Source organism: Amycolatopsis sp. NPDC004079 (assembly GCF_040610415.1).
Lineage (GTDB): Bacteria > Actinomycetota > Actinomycetes > Mycobacteriales > Pseudonocardiaceae > Amycolatopsis > Amycolatopsis halotolerans.
This window is the reverse complement of sequence record NZ_JBEXMH010000018.1, coordinates 79004-95126: the sequence shown is the minus strand read 5'-3', so window position 1 is coordinate 95126 and position 16123 is coordinate 79004. Positions and strand designations below refer to the sequence as shown.

The window sequence follows — 16123 nt, the reverse complement described above, 5'->3', positions numbered from 1 at the left end:
GGTCATGACCTGGTGGAGTTCTTCGAGCAGCTCGGCCGCTTTCGTCGTGAGGGCCTCAACTTCCTCGGGCGCGTACTCACGAGGTGCGTTTGCCGCGTCGTCGCTTTGCCTTGGGGTCACTCGAAACCTCGCTGGATCGGATCAGCTCCTGAAGGATGGGGATCATCTGCTGAAGCGCCTGGAGCTGTTGCAGGACAGGCATGAGCGCCCGTGTCGTGGTGATGAAGTCGCCGACGACGGGCAAGAGGCGTTCTTGCAGAACTTGCGCCATGGCGTCGCGCTGGGCGTCGGCCTTCTCGCGTTGCTTGATGGCGCGATCGCGCTCCTCGATCAGCTTGTCGACCGACGGCTTGGTCCAGATCCATCCCGTGATCAGGCTGAGGACCACCAGGCCGAGGACGCCGAAATTGACCCACGTCGTGACGTCGGTCAGCTGGTTGCTGTCTGCCAGGTTCATCGGGAGGAGAGGAATTGTGCGGTCATCTCAGTGGGGATGACGGCGACGCCCATTGCGGCGAGCGTTCCACCGGAGGCGGACGTGTAGTTGTTCCAGTAGATCTTGTCCCCGGCGGAGAGCTGGATTCGTGCCCGGAAGCAGTTCTGGACGGTGCCTTCGGTGCCGGTGCCGCTGGGGACCACGCGCAGATCCGTGGCAATCGAACTCGCAATTGCCGCGCCGTTCCGGAGGATCTTGCTCGCGGCGACCGCTCCGGCCGCGAGTCCGGTGGTGTTGCTGTGGTAGGTGAGCTGGTAGTAGCCGTCGAGGCCGACGGTGATGTAGCTCGGGGTCGCCGCGGTGAACCAGCCGAACGGGTCCTCCAATGCCTTCCACACGCCTGGCGCGAACGAGTCCCCGGACGGGAGGCCGACGTTGGCCGACAGCGCGACGCGGCACGCGGGCATGGCCGGCGCTTTCCGGCTGAGTTCGGCGACCTGGCGGCGGAGATCGGCGAGCTGCTCGACGAGCGAGCCCGTTCCCGGCGGCTGGGTCATCAGATCACCGCCAACGTCGTTTGGATGTCCAGGGCTACTGTGCTTTCGGATTCGTTGCTGAATCCGAGGATTCGCCGCCGGTACTGGCCGTCTTTGATCCACGGGTGGCCGGAGACGCCGAAGACCGGGGCGTCGCCGAGAGCCCAGCTGCCCAGCGTCGGCGACACGGCACGGCCGCGGCTGGTGGTGCCGTCCACCCGCACGGAGCATTTCCAGGCTTCCTCGGGCGCGCTGAACTGGGCGAGGTCGGCGGCGGCGTAGGCGTCCAATGTGGACTTGATGACCACGGACGTGTGTTCGTTGTCGACGTAATCGGTCGGCGGGTAGCCGAGAGAGATGAGGGTGTCGTTCGAGGCGTAGCCCGCGAGCATCGTCCGTTCGGTGCCGGACCCTTTCACCCATGCTTTGGTGCACGGCGAGGCCGCGCCGTTGACGTCCACGTCGATCTGCCCCAGCGCGGCTCCGTAGTCCCACACTCCCGTCGAGGTCTGGTTGCCCAGCGTGGGGGAACCGATGGCCAGTTCCCAGCGGATCTTGGTGCCCGCCGCGGTGATGTAGGGCCGGAAATCGAGTTCCGGTCCTTTGTCCACCTTGGACAGTTCGTCGAGCCGGTCCCACACGGTGGCGAGGTCGTAGCCGAAGTACGTCCTCGTGTTCGTGCCGGTTTCGGGTGCGGGCACGTCGATCGGCAGCCCGTAGCCGACCTGTGCGAGGTTCGCATTCACGATCTCGCGGGCGATGCCGCGCAGCGTGAAGTTGTTCAGCACCAGGTCGTTGCCGATGTGGACGATGTTGTTCGCCGGACCGGCGGGGTTGCGCAGGACCCGCCGGGCGAACAGCCCCTGGATGCCGGTGCCCGACACCGAGAGGTTTCTGGTGTTGTTGTCGTACTGGTAGGTGAAGACCGGCCCTGCTTGGCAGATGTAGTCGTCGGCCAGCACGATCCAGGTGTAGCGGCCGGCGTCCACATAGGCGTGGAGGTCTACGGCCGAGTTCGCGCGGTCCTCGGGCAGGACGTTGACGGTCCAGCTGCCCTTGTCCGTGAGGCGGCGACTGAACGAGGGCAGGTCGCGCGGGGTGACGTCGGACAGGAGCGTGCCGGTGACGGTGTCGGCGATGAGGACGCGCCAGGTCGCCATCTACACCGCCGGTGGCTGTGTGGTGGCCGGGAAGACGAGGCAGTTCAGCGTGTTCGCGCCGACGTCGTTGCCGCGGTAGCCGAAACCGGAGTTCTGGTTGACGTTGTCGCGCATCCCGACCGACAGCACGATGTCGACGTTCCCTGTGATCGGCCCCCAGTGCGTGGGCGCGACATTGGGGACGTTGAGCTTGTCCGCGGTGCTGCCGTAGGTGTGGAACCGGGTCCACTGGATGATCGCGCCGTCTATGGAGCCGGTGGTGACCCGGAGGTCGGCAGCGCACCCGCCGGTCATCGTGATGGACGCTTTTCCTGTCGGGAAAACGAAATACGGCACGCCCGGGTCCTGGATGGTGACGCGGCAGATCTCCCGGGTAACTCCGTATCCGGCGGTGAAGCTGTACTCGCCGGGCGGCGCGGCGGCGAAGTAGCGGACACAGTTGAACGCTCCGCGCCAGCCTTGCTGTGCGCCGTAGTAGACCTGGTGCTGAAAGCCGGGTGCGTGCACCCAGCGCTGGTCCCCGGGGTAGGCCCCGGGTTCCGCGAAGGCCGCGCTTGCGGTCTTGGCATCGTCGCCGTAGAGCGCGCGCATCCCGCCCCGCGCCACCAGTCCGGGGCCGCGGAGATCCTGGATGGTCGCGGCGGTCAGGGATGTCGCGTTTTTGCCGACGGTGACCGCCGCGAGCGGAGTCCATCCGTTGGTCGGCGTCGGCGTCGGCACGGTCGGCGTGCCGGAGGAGTAGTCGCCCTGCCACACCTCGACGGTGAATTTCCGGACGCCTGAGGCGCTTCCGATGGCGGTGTTCAGGTCGTCGTAGACCCTGGCCACGATGAGGTCGATCCGGTTCTGCGTCGAGCTGGCCGCTGCGAGGTTCAGCGTTTTCTGACCGTCGAGCGCGCACATGTACGCGCCCTGACCGGGGCTGTTGATGACGCAGTTGCCCATCTCGACCGTGACCGACAGGGCGTTGGCGACCGGCGCGACGCGCATCGCCATGTGAGTGGGGGTTCCGGTCGCGCCGCTGTCGCCGGAGGCCATGACGCCGCTGCGATAGTCGATATAGGACAGATTCGGTCGCGGCATGAGCACGCTGTCCAGAGCCAGCCGTGCATCGGCCAGCCCGACGCGGGACTGCACGGCCCAGGGGTCGAACGCGCTCTGGGCCACGGCTCCCTGGGAAACCATGAATTACGCTCCTGCCGTGGGGAAATTGTCGAGGACCGGTCGGAACTGGGATGCGCGCAGTACTTCGTCCGTCATCGGGGTGGTCCCGTTGAAAAGCCAGTCGCCGATGTTGAGCTGGTAGTAGCCGAACCAGCGGACGGTGGTGCCGTCGATCCGCGCGTCGGTGTCGCCGCCGAAAGCGAAGTTGATGCGGTCGATGAACCAGGCCGCTTGCGCCGGGTCGGTGTACTGGACGCAGTCGTGGGTGTCCACGACCTGGTAGTAGGACGGCGGATCGGGCTGGTTGGAATACACGCCCATTGCGCGTTTCTCCTTGCATTGCAGTGGTTTTAGAACCAGCTGGCGCGGTAGGTCGCGGTGACGTACCCGCCAGCGTTGGGCGTCCCGGAGTGGGACAGGCCGACGGTCAGCGATCCCGGCGTTCCCGCGGCGGACGGCGGGATGTTGAACGCCTCGAAATTGGCCGGGTACAGCAATTCGCGCCGCGTGGTCGATCCGTTGAGGATGACGGCGGGCGCGGCCGGGTCGATGGTTACCCAGTCCGTGGACGAGAGCGTTCCGTTGTACCGCAGCGAATATCCGGTGCTCGTGGTCAGCGTGGGCGTGGTGAGCGGCCCGTAGAGGGTGTAGACCGGCGTGGCCGGTGCGGTGCCCGGGTTGTTGAGCACCATGAAGCCCGAGCCGTTGAACGTGCCGAACGCCAGACCGGTGGTCGCGGAGCCGAGTCCGAAGAACAGGCCGGGGTTGGTGTCGGGGCTGACGACCTGGTTGAAATCGAGCCCGTCGCCGGTGTCCTGCGGAAGGCCGGCGTTCTGCGTCTGGGTTTCCGGGCTGTATTTGCGGGGGTCGGGTGCCACCAGTTGAAGGGAGAACTCGATGCCGGGTTCGGACACGATGTCCAGCGGGGTGCAGAGGATCGCGTCGTCGAGGTAGACGTCCAGGCTCAGGACGCCGATTTCGCTGTAGCAGGTGAGTTTCCCCGGCGTCGTGGGGTCCGACAGCAGGCCGAGGACGTTCGCCTCGGCCTGCCGCAGAACCGCGTAGTCGGGGTGGTAGCACCGTCCGGTCAAGGAGACGATGCGCTCCTTTTTCCATCCGGGGCCGCGGAACATGCCGTGTTTGTTGAGGCGCGGCGAGAGGGCGGCGTTGGTGCCCGGGGCACCCCAGAATCCTTCCTCTTTGGTCAGAATCCATTGCACGCCTTGGGGATCGCGAACCTGGTAGGAGTGGTGGAAGGTGAGCCAGTCGAGCGTCCACACCTGACCGCCGAGCATTGCGCCTCCCTAGAGCCTTGCGCCGATGGACAGGTGGCGGTCGATGACGTGGGCGATGTGCTCGGGGCTGGCGTCGGTGCGCGCGTTGACGGTGACCGACCGCCCGCCCCCGCCGCGCTGGAGCCCGGCCATGGACGTGAGGGAGTTCCACTGGTCCTGGGTCAAAACGGCTTCCGGTTTGCCCGTGTGGTTGGCCACAGTGGAGTAGCCGGGCGGGAGCCATCCGCCGTCGTCGTACCAGTGCGGGCTGCGCGAGAGCCATTGCGCGTAAGCGGCTGCGGGACTGCCGTAGTCGGGCCGGTCCCGGATGTAGCCCAGGCCCCACAGGATCTGGGTGGCGGCGTTGGTGCGCCAGTCCGGCGCGACGCTGCTCATTTTCTCCGGCGGCAATGCCTGTGGGATGCCGTACGCGCCTGAGGAGGCGTTGCGCGCCAGGTAGTTCCAGCCGGATTCGCCCTGCCACAGCGCGATCAGCGGGGCCATCTGCTCCGGCCCCCACCCGAACCGCGGCAGCGCGCTGCGGGCGAAGTTCTGCGCTGCGGCCACGGCAGGGCCGCCGCCGACTGTGTTCGCCGAGATCCGCTCCACGGCGAGCTTCTGGAGACGGTCCGCGCCGTAGGCGGCTTCCCCGGCACCGCTGCTCGCGGCGATGTTGCCGGGGAACTTTCCGCGCAGGGCCTGGATCATCCCGAGCGTCTCCGCGAACGCGGACGCGACCAACGCGGCCGGGTCCCAGGTCGCGCCGCCGCCGGAGACGAACTGCCCGCCCACGACGGGAAGCGAGGACTGGACGGTGAACTGCGGGTCGTCAGCGCCGTGCGCGTCGCCGCCGAACCGCACGTGCGTGCCGGTCGACTCGGCGTTGACACCGCCGAGCGTTCCGGCTGTGTGCACGGGGCTGGCCCCGAGCGCCCACGCCGAGCTGAGGCCGCGCACGAATCCGGGCCAGGGTTCCGACGCTGCGACGCCGAGGCGCTTGTACGGCGTCGGGGCGTCGAGAAGCACGTTGGTGATCGCCGACGCCAGGCCGGAGCAGTCGTAGCCGCCGGGACCTGTGCCTCCCCAGATATAGGGCTTTCCCTGTTGTGCGGCGGCGAACGCCTGCGCCTTCGCGACTTTCGCGTTCAGCGCGGAGCCGGTGTCGGCGACGATGCCGCCCTGGGCGTACCCGGCGGCCTGGAGCGCTTCGGCCTGCCCGGAGCGCAGCGCCTCCAGGAACGGGTAGATCCGCTTCGTCAGCCAGGCGGGCAGGACGTATTCCCCATTGGACAGTCGCGTCAGGATCGAGTCCGACGTTCCCGTCCCGGGTCCGCGGACCGGCCCGCCTTCGGCGAACGCGATCGGCACCGGCTGGAGGTGATGGTTCAGCCCGAACGATGAGTCCAGGTAGTTCCAGGCCGCAATCAAACCCGCGTTCATCGGGCCGGCGAGGGTGTCCACGACCGGCCCTCGGGTGTAGGCGCGGATGGCCGACCAGGAGGAATTGACCCATCCCGCGGTGTCGGCGAACGCCTGCCCGGTCTGCTGGAGACCGGTGCGCAGCGTGGCCAGGTAGCCGCCCATCTGCCCCACGGAGGCTGCGGTGGACGCGGTCATGCTCGCGGTCGAGCTGGCGACCGTGGCGGCCGTGGCCGTGAACGCGGCCCGCACCGGCGGATGCAGTGCCATGAGCGCGGTCAGGGCCGGGTTCACCGCACCGTTGATCTGCCCCACCAGCGGGACGAGCGCCGACGCGGTGCACGCAATCACTGCGGTCTGGAGCGCGGCAAGCCCGGCGGAGAGCACGGCGGCTTCCTCGGTGGCGGCCTCCATTGCGGCCGTGAGCGCGGCGAGCTGGTCCGCCGACATCGGCAGCGCCGACGCCGTGTCCGGGCTCGCCGCGGTGGCGGGCGCGGCCGGGGTCGTCACGGCCCCGCTGGCGAACCCCAGCACCCCGCCGAGCGCCATCTGCGCCAGCGGGGCGAGCAGGAATCCCATCCTCTGCGCGGTTTCGCGCAGGATCGCGACGGATCGCGGCGAGTCGTTGACGGGGATGTACGCCTCGTCGCCGTCGGGCCGGTCGCCGATGACACGCCAGGAGTTCGGCGGGACGATCGAGGCGACCTTGGCCGACATCGCCTGTACACGGCGGAAACCGCCCCCGGCGTAGAACTCCATCAGCGCACCGGATGCGTTGTGGAACGGCAACGGCGGCGCGCCTGGCGCATTCGGGTCCGATGTGGACGGTTTCGGCGTGAACACCCCGATGCCGGAGAGGTAGTCCTCCATCCACGTCCGGTACGCGGACAGGGCGTCCTTGGCGGGCTGGGTGTCCGCGTCCAGGATTGCGGTGCCCTTGGTGTGGTCGGCCGCGTCCTTCCAGACAAGGACCTTGCCGTCCGCCGGGTCCTTGTACGCGTCGAGGGTGGTTTCGGCCTTCGTGCCGTCCGCGTTGACCTTCCAAATCGTGACTTTGCCGGTGGCCGGGTCGGTGACGGCGTCGAGCTGCGCCTTGCCGATGGTGCCGTCCGCGTTGCGCTGCCAGAAGATCGTCTCGCCGGTCGCCGGGTCGCTGTCTGCGTACAGGGTCAGCGTGCCCTTCTGGCCGTTGGCGTAGATGACGGTCGTGTCGATCTTCGTGCGCGCAGGACGGTCGTCCGCGTCGATCTTTATTTCGGTGCCGTCCGGCAAACGGACGATCGCCTTGCCGAAGTCGTCGATCGTCGCCGTGAACCCGGCCGCCGACGCAGACGCGAGGTCCATGCCCTTGATGCTGTCCTTGATCGCGTCGGGCAACGGACCTTTGTACGTCCGCACCAGGTCCAGCAGGGCCTTGTTCCGTGCCTCGGTGGACTTCGCTTCGCGCTCAAGCTCGGGCAGAGCATGGTTGCGCGCTTCGGCTTCTCGCTGCGCAGCGTCCAAAAGGGACAGAATCGAGTGCTCTTCGGACCGGCGGGCGTTCGTCAGCTGGTCGGCCGCGTCCCGCGCCTCTTTGCTGTCGGCGCTGTGGTCTTTGACCGCCGCGTTGTAGTCGTCCTGCGCCTGAGCGATGGCCTTCTGACTCTGCTCAAGATCAGCTTGCGCATCGCGCAATGACAGGCTGGCCTCCGCCAATTCCTTGGTGGTGTCACGGAGTTTCTGCTGCGCCTCCCACTGCTTCACGGTCTGCGTGGTCACTTTGCTGGCAGCTGATTCGAGCAGCAAGTACGCGGCGCGGGCGTCGCGATTCGCCCTGATCTGCTCGCCGACCGCGCCGACGCCGTCGAGGATGGCCCGAACTTGCGCCGTTTGTTCCTTGTTCAGTCCGGAGACCGTGTTGCCCCAGTCGTCGAACGTCTTCGTCGAATTGCGGACGTCCGTCTCCAGCGAGCCGTAGTCCTTGCCCGCGTTGAGGGCTTCGTGTCCGAGCGCCGCGAGCTTGTCCGCCTGCTGGTCGGTCAGCCCGGCGCCGTGGACGATCGAACGGAGCGCGGCGTCGGACGCCTCGGCGACTTTGCCGAGAGCCGTGGTGTTGCCGTTCGCGGCTGCCGCGTACATCTCGAAGCTCGAACCGGCGACGCGCGCATTGTAGGCGGCGTTTTTGTCAGCAAGCGCTTTGTTGTTGGTGTTGATGATGTTCTGGTCGAAGATGCCGTTCGACTGCTTGTACGCCTCGGTCAGCGAATCGACGCCACGCCGGTAGTCTTCCGCTTTCCGGGCGGCCTCCTGCTGCTTGTCGATTAGTGCGCCGAGCAGCAGCGTGGCACCGGTGATCGCGATCCCCCACGGGCCGCCGAGCGCGCCGACCAGACCCGAAACCGCTCCCGTCAGTCCCTTGCCGATGGCGCGCGCGGTTCCGCCAGCTGCCCCGGCAAGCCGGTTCAGCCCGCCCTCGAACGCATCGGCCGCACGGGTCATCCCGCTGCGCACGGATTCGCTGGCGCTGGTGACCGCAGTGGACAGTCCCTCGCGGATGCGGGTTCCGATATTCGCGGTCGCTCCGGACACGACGCTAACGGCGTTAGTGAGTCCGTCCCGGACTGCGGGGCCGAGGCCGCGGACCGCGTTCCCGGCGACCGTGACCCCTGTCGACAGCCCCGTGCGGACGGCGTCGGCCATGCGGGCGGCGGCACCGGTGCCCTGGTCGAGCACGGCCGCGGTTTCGCGCACCGGCGGGTTGAACGCACCGCGCAGCTTCGCCCCGGCGCTCTCCATGCCGGTCGCGACCCGTGCCATGGCCCGGTCGAGCAGATCCGCCGGGTTGCGCGCGGCTTCGAGCCCGTTGACGAGCCGGATGCCGAGGGCCGAGGTCGTGCGCGAGACAGCCGCGCCGACGTCGTCCATGCGCTCCACGAGCGAGACGGACGCCGGGCCGATCCGGGTCAGGATCGAGTCGGCCGCCGACGACGCCGCCGCGCCGACCCGGACGGCCATGTTCTGGGCACCGGTGGCGAACTCGGCGATGCGGCTGCGCATCTGGTCGACCTGACGGGCCTGGGCAACCAGCGAAGCGCCGGAATTGCTCCCGCCGCCGGCTGGAGTCGCGTTTGCCGCGGCCTGCGTGCTCATCCACTGACGCGTGGCGCGGTCGCCTTCCCTGTAGGCGTCCGCCAGGCTCTGGGCAGCCTGGCGCAACTTGCCCGTGGGGTTGATGGCCGCCTCGGCGACGCCGGACCAGCGGCCGGTCCCGTCGGCAGCCTTCCTCAGCCCGATACCCAGCCGCTGGAGGCCGGTCTTGCCGGAATCGATCGCGCCGAAGACGCCGCTGACGGAGCGTCCGAGCAGGATGAGCGCCGTCGCAGCGAGGCCCGCGCCGGCGAAGAGATTGGTCAGCAGCGGGTGCGCGTCGGTGAAGGCACTGATCAGCTTCGCGAACTCGTCGACGATCTTGACCAGGCCCCCGCCGAGCGGAGCGAGCGCAATGGCGAGGTCGTAGACCGCCTTGCCCACGTCGAACAGGAACCGCCCGACGTCCTTCAGCTTCTCCCCGGCGTCCGACATGAATCGCGACAGCTCGCCGGTGGACCGCTTGCCCTGGATGAATTCGTCAAATGCCCTCGCGCCGGTCGCGGCGAGCTGCGCGAAATTCCGCATGACCGGACCGCCCGCGACCAGAATGGACCGGAAGGCGTCCGCAATGGACAGTCCAGCGCCGCCCAGGTCGTACATGACCTGGTTGTTGTCCCGCATGATCGTGGCGAAGTCTTTCCGCCACGGCCCGGACGTCATCATCCGCGAGCCGCGCAGCGCGAGGTCCCCGAGCACGTTGGCCGTGTCGGTCAGGCCCGCAGTCAGCTCCGGTGTCAGCTCCAGGAGGTTGCGCCACGCCACGGTCAGCTTCGGCAGGAGCGCTGTCTGCACCGCGTCGCCCATGTCCTGGAGCGCGGGCTTGGCTTCCTTCTGGAGAAACGACACGAACGACTGCCCGGCGGGGCTCAGCTTGGACATCGCCAGGGCGAACTTGTCCATGGCGGACGAGCCGTCCTGACCGGTTTTCTTTGCTGCCGCGGCGAGGTTGCGCTGTGCGTCGGCGAGTCCGCGCTGAGCGTCGGCTACTGCCTTCGTCGCTGATTGGTTGGCCCACGCGGCATGCTCTTGTGCCTGCGATACAGCTTTGGCCGCGCTTGCGGCCTGGGCCTGGGCCTGCGCGACTTCGCGCGCTCCGTCGGACCTGGCCTGTGTCAGGGACCGTTCCGCGTCCTGCGCGCGGGCCGTTGCCTGCTCGGATTGCTTGTGGGCGGCGATGACCGCCTTGTCGCCCTCGACACCGGTCGCTGCGGCGTGCTGGGACTGCTTCTGAAGGTCGGCGTAGCGCTGACGCACCTCGTCGAGAGACTGTGCGGCCTGGCGGGCGGCGATGTCCGCCTCGCGATAGTCCAAGGAGGACGGGCCGAGACCGGCGTTCTTCAGCGCCTGGAGCTTCGCCTGCGCCCGCTCCAAGGCGATCGAGGCGGATTCCTCGTCCAGCGCAGCGCCTTTGAGTGACAGCTTGAGGTCTTCGATGCGCTGCTTGGCGTCCTCGCGAGCCTGGTTGAGCGCGTCCTGTGCGTCGCGGGCACTGGCCTGCGCAGCGGTCAGCGTGCGTTCGGCGTCCTGCACGCGACGCAACGACGTCTCCTGCGCCCGTGCAAGGGAGTCTTGCGCACGAGCGGCGGATTCCCGCGCTGCGGCAACCTGTTCCGCGCCGGTGACGGCGGCGTGGTCGGCAGCGGTTTCCGCTGACGCGAGCGAGCTGCGGGCCGACGCGAGAGCGCTCTGCGCCGCCGCGACGGAGTTCGCTGCCGAGACGCGCGCTTTCGCGTTCGTGCTCGCCTTGCTCGCAGACTCGTCGTCCGCGGCCTGGTAAGCCTTGAGGGCTGTCCCTACGCCGTTGAACGCGAGCAGCGCTGCCCCGACGCCCTGAGTGAGCCCGCCGAGCGCTGCGGGGATGGTGGCCAGCGCGGCGGCGGCGGCCGGAGCGGCGTAGCCGACTGCCGCGACGCCCGCGGTGAGCAGGGCCATGATGCCGATCGCGCGGGACGCCTCGCTGGACTCGACGTTGATTTCGGCTTTGTGCCCGTTGAGCCTGGAGATCTCGCCGTCGAGGGCGGACAGCTGCGCTTGTGCTGCCGCTGTGTCGGCGTCGGCCTGGATCTCCACTCGGCCGCGTTTGGCCTCAAGCGCGGCGATGCGCGCTTCTGCGGCAGCGGTCTGGAGATCGATGTCCACGCCCATCTCGGGCGTGCGGCTCTCGAACTCCGCGAGCTGGGCACGCGCCTTCTCCAGGTCGAGATCGACCTGTGCCAGCAGCGAAATCCGCTTGGCCGCCAGTTCGCGTGCTTTGGCGTCGGCGAGCGTGGTGTCCAGGTCGGTGGGCAGCTCGACTTTCTGGCCCTTGCCGACGCCGGAGAGCTGCTTACCCACATTGGACAGATCAAGCGTGGGCTTGCCGAGGTCAACCTGTGTCTCCTTCGCGGCGCGTTCTGCCGCGCGACGCAAGTCGGAGCCGAATTCCTTCGCATCGATGCGCGCTGGAATGTCGATTGGCCGCATCCGGGACACGAATGCGTTGACGCGCCGCTGCGTGTTGTCGAACGACGGGACCACGTCGATGAAGGCGCGGCCGATCTCGTATCCGCCTTTGGCCACCGGGGGTCACCTCCCCCCGGTCATCCGATTCACGATCTCGTCGAGGCGCGACACCCGTTGGCGGGATTCGATGCGCTGAATTGCGGTCTCAGGTCGGGGTGCCCGGTTCGGGCGGTGCATGGCGCTGCGCTTGGAGGAGTGGACGGCGACGAGGGTTTCGTTCACCGCGTTCACCGCGTCGAACAGGTTGTCGAGGCGGGCCACGACATCGCTGTAGCCGGTGAGGGGAACGCGCGGCTCCGGCGCGTCGTCGGGTTTGGGCAGTGCGGCGGCGATTTCGGCGAAGGACTCGTCGTTGTCGATCGCGGCTTTGTAGTGGGAATGCCGTGGCAGCCGGGCAATCAGTCGGTCGAGCTGCCCCCACGGCTTGCGGCCCCGGAAGTAGTCGAGCAGGTCCCATCCGCGCTCGAACAGGTCGGCTTCGATCTCCTCGCCGAAGCGGTCGAGCAGCTCTATGCGGCGTCGGAGTTCGTGCGCGGCGGCGAATGCTCCGGCGTGCTTGCCGCCGGGTCCGGGGATTTTCCCTCTGCCACCGCGGTTTCGTCGTCTTCGTCGTCGGCCTCGTCCTCGATGAAGCCGAACTTGCGCATCACGTCGATAAGGAAGAGATCGAGCACGTAGGCGGGAGCGTCTTCGGAGATTTCGGCGACGCGGCGGCCCGCTTCGTCGCCGAGGAGCGCGACCAGGAGCGCGTCCATGTCGCCGGTGTCCTGGGCGGCGCGGATCTTCTTGCCCTGCCGACGCGTGGGGTACTTGATGATGTACGTCTCGTCGGGGGTGAGGGGCAGTTCGATCGAGCGGTCGTCGTTGTCGGTCTTGGCTTCGGCGACGTAGGCGTCCCAGCCTTGGAGTTTCTTCATGGGTGTTCCTTGGGTGGTGTCGTTGGTCGGTGTCGTCAGGCGGTCTTGTCCGGGCCGGAATCCGGGGACGGCGCGGGCGCGGTCTTCGCGGGCTTGGCGGGCTTCGCCGGTGCGTCGGCGGCGGATTCGTCGGCGGGCCGGTAGCCCTGGCCGTAGCGGAGCGTGTTGTATTCCGCGGGCGAGCGGGCGATGAATTCCCGCCCGTCCGGCGCGACGAGGCGCGCGGCAAAGTTCTCCATGGGTTCTCCCGGAAAGTCGTTGCGGTGTATGGGCGGTCGGGGCGTCGGGGACACCACCCGTGACGCCGACGCCCCGACCGGGTCTTCTGTCAGGGCGTGGGCGGCGTGGTCGCGAAGCCCATGTCCGCCAGCAGCGGAGCGATTCCAGGACCGCCCCACATCTCCCGCATCGCGTATCCCGCCGTGTCGTCCACATAGGCCGTGAACGTCAGCGGGTAGCGCAGCTCGTCGCCCTTGGTCCACGGCTGCTCGGCGAAGTCCGTAATGGACGCTCGCGGACAAAAACGCGCGAAATAAATGGTGTCCGCGCCCTGACCGTCGCTCGCGACGGCGAGCAGCCGCCAGTACCGGGTGGACGGAGTCCGGCTTCGGTTGAACGCAATTTCCTTGGTCGTCGCATCCGGAGTGACGCCACTGAGGTCGACGTTGTGGAACATCTCCAGGGACAACGCCTTGGTTTCCTGCGCCAGGACAACGAGACCGGTGACGTCGGAGCTGATGTCACGCCGCGTCGGCTCGCTGGAACCGTGCGAGCGGACGTCGTCGGAATTCACGTCCCGGGTCCAGTTGATGCCGTCGGATTCGGTGTGGTGGCCGAGAGAACGCCAGGCCGGCGGAAGGGCGACCAGGTCACCGGACGCGCCGTTGGTGATGGCCTCGACAACCGCCGCCGATTCGGGAGCGGCGAAAATGGCCGCGTCCTGAGCCTTGCGGATGAGCTTCTGCTGCCGCTTGGCAATAGTCGCAATAGACATAGGTAGCCCCCTTCGTGATCGGGCTGAGAGAGCAGCCCCGGGCAGGGGCTGAGAACGGCGGACCGGATCAGCGGACGCGGCGCAGCGCGAGACGGTAGGTCGCCGTGCAGCGCTGGCTCGCCGGGTCGCCGTAGGGCACGAAAACCGGTGCCGACTCGGTCCAGGACTGATCGATGCTGGTGTGGTCGAAACCCGTTGCGGGGGAGGCAATCACGAGCTGCCTGCACTGCTCGGCCAGATCCGCCGCCTGGCGGCGGGTGGCTCCGTAGCAGTCGACCTGAATGCGCGGAATGTCGGTGATCGCGTCATCGGACCCGCCGGTGCGGCGGATGACGACGAGCGGCGGTGCGATCACCTCGGGTGTGGCGAGCGCTGTCGGACCCGCGGATTCCAACAGCGCCAGGGCGAAATCTTCGATATCGGGGAACGGGCTGAGAAGCTCCACGGCTCACCCCCGGTGCTTCCGGGCCTGCCCGGGGTCGGCGTCCTCGATCCGGTCGAGGATCTTGGTCAGCGGACGCGGTGGGACGTCAATGTCCTTCGACCCGATTTCCAGGATCGCCGCGTAGCGGGTGTTGGCCGCGATGACCACGCCCGCGCGGGGCAGGCCGTTGATCGTGACCGTCACGGGCTCGACGGTGATGGAGTCGACGTATTCGCCGGTGTTGCGATCGAACAGCGTCGGGGCGAGTGCGCGAAGCTCGTCCGCCCAGTAGCGGCCCACGACGCCGGTCATGTGCCGGGAGACACGGCGGCTGGTGGCCAGCCGGGTGAAGCCCGCGCCGTCCGGCTCGTATCTGGCCATGAGCGCTCACCCCGTGATCCGGCGCAGCGACACCACCAGGTGCGGCGACCAGCCGCCCCAGGGCGACTCCCACCGTTCGGGCTCGCCCTCGACCTGGTAGACGGTGCCCTCGACCTCGATTTCGTCGGACGGCTCGATCGTCGCGGCGGCCGGTACGAACAAGCGGGCGTCGGCGGTGACGGTCGTGGACCGGTCTTCGGCCTCGGAGCTGCTCCGGGGCGCGAAGATGCAGTCGCCGACCCTGAATGCGCCGGTCAACTGGCGGTCGCCGTAGCGGTCCTTGCGGTACCGCTTGACGCTCACCATGTGCCGGTTCACAGCCATGGCTTGTCTACTGTCCCGACGGGGAACAGCTCACAGCCGAACTGGTCTTCGGCGTAGAGCGTGCTGTCCCAGTGCTCGCCGCGCGTGGTTCCCTGCGTCCACAGTCCGGTGGTTTCCTTGCGATACCGGCGGACGATGGCCAGCTCCGGCGGAGTGAGATACACCCCGACCTCCGCGGCCTTGAGCGTGCGGGCGAACGGGCCGAGCGTCTGGGAGATCTCTGCATCGGGGTTGCGATAGGTCCGCAGCGCCGCCCCGAGGACGACCCGGACAAGCGGAGCCGGTGCGGCGACCTCGCCCGTGAGCGGGTCCACCCAGTCCTGCCGGGTTTCCTCGCGGACCAGCGCCGAGGCGTCGTCCAGCGCGGCCTGTGCTCGCGACTTCTCCGGCCCGGCAAGGGTGTCCGGGTCGAGCCCGAGGCGGGCTTCGAGGTCGCCGAGATCGGCGAGCGCAGGGAGCATGACGCCTCCTTACGCAGCGGTGATCTTGATGGCGCGGACGAAATCCGGGTTGGCGTCGGTGTCCGGGCCGTCCGGGCCGTCCGCGATGATGTTGGTTCCGACGTAACTGTCCACAAGGGAGCGATCCTGGACGTTGCGGAAGTCATAGTCCCGCAACCACCTCATCGCGAGTCCGGCATACGCCTGGCTCCGGCCGTAGCTCGCGCCGTCCGGAATGGCCGGTGCGCGCATCGACAAAACATACGCCGTGCGGTGGAAGCAGAAACCGACGTTCGGCGGCAGAGCGTTCGACACGTAGATGTTGCCGAAACCGGCGATGCGGCCGATCACCGCGTCGCGCAGAGCACTGTCCGAGCCGGACTTGTCCGCCATCGAAATGTGCTCGGACTTCAGGAACACGCCTTCCAGGTCTGCGCCGACAACGCACGTGCGCTCGGACATGGGCACGTTGCTCTTGTTGAGCGCAACCCGCGCGTCCACCAAGGTCTTGTACGGGTCGGCGGTGTCGAGGGTGAGCGTGGTCGCGTAGGTCGCGCCGGTCATCTCCGCGGCCAGCTTGTTTTCCAAGCCTTCCGCGACCGCACGCACCTGCGGCGCGAGGATCTGCGCCCCGAAGTTGGTGATGTCGAGGGTCAGTTCCTCGTCGGTGATCGGGATCGCGCTGTAGACGTCCTCGTCCAAGGTTACGTCGACCTTGGTTTCGGTGAGTTCGTCCATGGTGATGATGCCCGCGCCCTCGGACGTGGTCGGGCGCGCGCCGCGGAGAGTCCGGGTCCGCGCGGTGGTGCGCGCCGGGACACGGATCGAGATCGTGTCCCCGGCTGCTTGGGCGAAATCGCCGGCCGCGTCGCGCCAGACCAGCGCAGGGAGAACGATCTCCCTCTGGAGCAGGCCCAGCGCTGCCGCGGCGATCTTGTTCGCCTTGAGAAACGTGTTAGCCACGTTGACCTCCTTAGGGGTCATGGACCGCCAGCGGTCCGCGCGGCTCTCCGTGCGTTGCGA

The 16123-nt window shown here is 68.1% G+C and carries 16 protein-coding genes; all 16 read right to left on the bottom strand.

Annotated elements, in window-relative coordinates; all coding sequences use genetic code 11:
- Positions 1-76: 76 nt before the first annotated feature.
- Complete coding sequence (locus ABZX37_RS20585; RefSeq protein ID WP_354741692.1) at positions 77-457, bottom strand: hypothetical protein; 381 nt, start codon at positions 455-457, stop codon at positions 77-79.
- Positions 454-993, bottom strand: coding sequence for a hypothetical protein (locus ABZX37_RS20580; protein WP_354741690.1), 540 nt, complete (start codon positions 991-993; stop codon positions 454-456). The genes ABZX37_RS20585 and ABZX37_RS20580 overlap by 4 nt, the downstream gene beginning before the upstream one ends.
- Complete coding sequence (locus ABZX37_RS20575; RefSeq protein WP_354741688.1) at positions 993-2132, bottom strand: hypothetical protein; 1140 nt, start codon at positions 2130-2132, stop codon at positions 993-995. The genes ABZX37_RS20580 and ABZX37_RS20575 overlap by 1 nt, the downstream gene beginning before the upstream one ends.
- Positions 2133-3317 (bottom strand): hypothetical protein, encoded by a 1185-nt coding sequence (locus ABZX37_RS20570; protein ID WP_354741686.1) that lies wholly within the window; start codon positions 3315-3317, stop codon positions 2133-2135. It abuts the gene before it with no gap.
- Between the two features lie 3 nt (positions 3318-3320).
- Positions 3321-3617: a hypothetical protein gene (locus ABZX37_RS20565; RefSeq protein ID WP_354741684.1), complete on the bottom strand. Its 297-nt coding sequence runs from the start codon at positions 3615-3617 to the stop codon at positions 3321-3323.
- 29 nt (positions 3618-3646) lie between these two features.
- A complete protein-coding gene (locus ABZX37_RS20560) occupies positions 3647-4591 on the bottom strand; it encodes a hypothetical protein (RefSeq protein ID WP_354741682.1) in 945 nt (314 codons plus the stop codon).
- Positions 4592-4600: 9 nt separating this feature from the next.
- Entirely contained in the window at positions 4601-11677 is a 7077-nt protein-coding gene (locus ABZX37_RS20555) for a hypothetical protein (protein ID WP_354741788.1), read from the bottom strand.
- A 6-nt stretch (positions 11678-11683) separates the two neighbouring features.
- On the bottom strand, positions 11684-11881 hold the full coding sequence (locus ABZX37_RS20550; protein ID WP_354741680.1) for a hypothetical protein: 198 nt from the start codon (positions 11879-11881) through the stop codon (positions 11684-11686).
- Between the two features lie 248 nt (positions 11882-12129).
- Positions 12130-12537 (bottom strand): hypothetical protein, encoded by a 408-nt coding sequence (locus ABZX37_RS20545; RefSeq protein WP_354741678.1) that lies wholly within the window; start codon positions 12535-12537, stop codon positions 12130-12132.
- A gap of 35 nt (positions 12538-12572) precedes the next feature.
- Positions 12573-12776, bottom strand: coding sequence for a hypothetical protein (locus ABZX37_RS20540; protein ID WP_354741676.1), 204 nt, complete (start codon positions 12774-12776; stop codon positions 12573-12575).
- An 89-nt stretch (positions 12777-12865) separates the two neighbouring features.
- The gene (locus ABZX37_RS20535; RefSeq protein ID WP_354741675.1) at positions 12866-13531 is read right to left on the bottom strand and encodes a hypothetical protein; all 666 of its coding nucleotides are present in this window, start codon (positions 13529-13531) and stop codon (positions 12866-12868) included.
- Positions 13532-13598: 67 nt separating this feature from the next.
- On the bottom strand, positions 13599-13976 hold the full coding sequence (locus ABZX37_RS20530; protein WP_354741673.1) for a hypothetical protein: 378 nt from the start codon (positions 13974-13976) through the stop codon (positions 13599-13601).
- A gap of 3 nt (positions 13977-13979) precedes the next feature.
- Positions 13980-14336: a hypothetical protein gene (locus ABZX37_RS20525; protein WP_354741671.1), complete on the bottom strand. Its 357-nt coding sequence runs from the start codon at positions 14334-14336 to the stop codon at positions 13980-13982.
- Positions 14337-14342: 6 nt separating this feature from the next.
- Positions 14343-14660 carry a hypothetical protein gene (locus tag ABZX37_RS20520; RefSeq protein ID WP_354741669.1) on the bottom strand — a complete coding sequence of 106 codons (318 nt, stop codon included), beginning with the start codon at positions 14658-14660 and terminating at the stop codon, positions 14343-14345.
- Positions 14651-15121, bottom strand: a complete 471-nt coding sequence (locus ABZX37_RS20515) for a hypothetical protein (RefSeq protein ID WP_354741668.1) — start codon at positions 15119-15121, stop codon at positions 14651-14653. The genes ABZX37_RS20520 and ABZX37_RS20515 overlap by 10 nt, the downstream gene beginning before the upstream one ends.
- 9 nt (positions 15122-15130) lie before the next feature.
- Positions 15131-16063, bottom strand: coding sequence for a P22 phage major capsid protein family protein (locus ABZX37_RS20510; RefSeq protein WP_354741666.1), 933 nt, complete (start codon positions 16061-16063; stop codon positions 15131-15133).
- Positions 16064-16123: the final 60 nt, after the last annotated feature.

Bases quoted from the DNA above. Each gene is read 5' to 3' on its own strand.
- ABZX37_RS20585 (WP_354741692.1), bottom strand. From the start codon at position 457: ATGAACCTGGCAGACAGCAACCAGCTGACCGACGTCACGACGTGGGTC.
- ABZX37_RS20580 (WP_354741690.1), bottom strand. From the start codon at position 993: ATGACCCAGCCGCCGGGAACGGGCTCGCTCGTCGAGCAGCTCGCCGAT.
- ABZX37_RS20575 (WP_354741688.1), bottom strand. From the start codon at position 2,132: ATGGCGACCTGGCGCGTCCTCATCGCCGACACCGTCACCGGCACGCTC.
- ABZX37_RS20570 (WP_354741686.1), bottom strand. From the start codon at position 3,317: ATGGTTTCCCAGGGAGCCGTGGCCCAGAGCGCGTTCGACCCCTGGGCC.
- ABZX37_RS20565 (WP_354741684.1), bottom strand. From the start codon at position 3,617: ATGGGCGTGTATTCCAACCAGCCCGATCCGCCGTCCTACTACCAGGTC.
- ABZX37_RS20560 (WP_354741682.1), bottom strand. From the start codon at position 4,591: ATGCTCGGCGGTCAGGTGTGGACGCTCGACTGGCTCACCTTCCACCAC.
- ABZX37_RS20545 (WP_354741678.1), bottom strand. From the start codon at position 12,537: ATGAAGAAACTCCAAGGCTGGGACGCCTACGTCGCCGAAGCCAAGACC.
- ABZX37_RS20540 (WP_354741676.1), bottom strand. From the start codon at position 12,776: ATGGAGAACTTTGCCGCGCGCCTCGTCGCGCCGGACGGGCGGGAATTC.
- ABZX37_RS20535 (WP_354741675.1), bottom strand. From the start codon at position 13,531: ATGTCTATTGCGACTATTGCCAAGCGGCAGCAGAAGCTCATCCGCAAG.
- ABZX37_RS20525 (WP_354741671.1), bottom strand. From the start codon at position 14,336: ATGGCCAGATACGAGCCGGACGGCGCGGGCTTCACCCGGCTGGCCACC.
- ABZX37_RS20520 (WP_354741669.1), bottom strand. From the start codon at position 14,660: ATGGCTGTGAACCGGCACATGGTGAGCGTCAAGCGGTACCGCAAGGAC.
- ABZX37_RS20515 (WP_354741668.1), bottom strand. From the start codon at position 15,121: ATGCTCCCTGCGCTCGCCGATCTCGGCGACCTCGAAGCCCGCCTCGGG.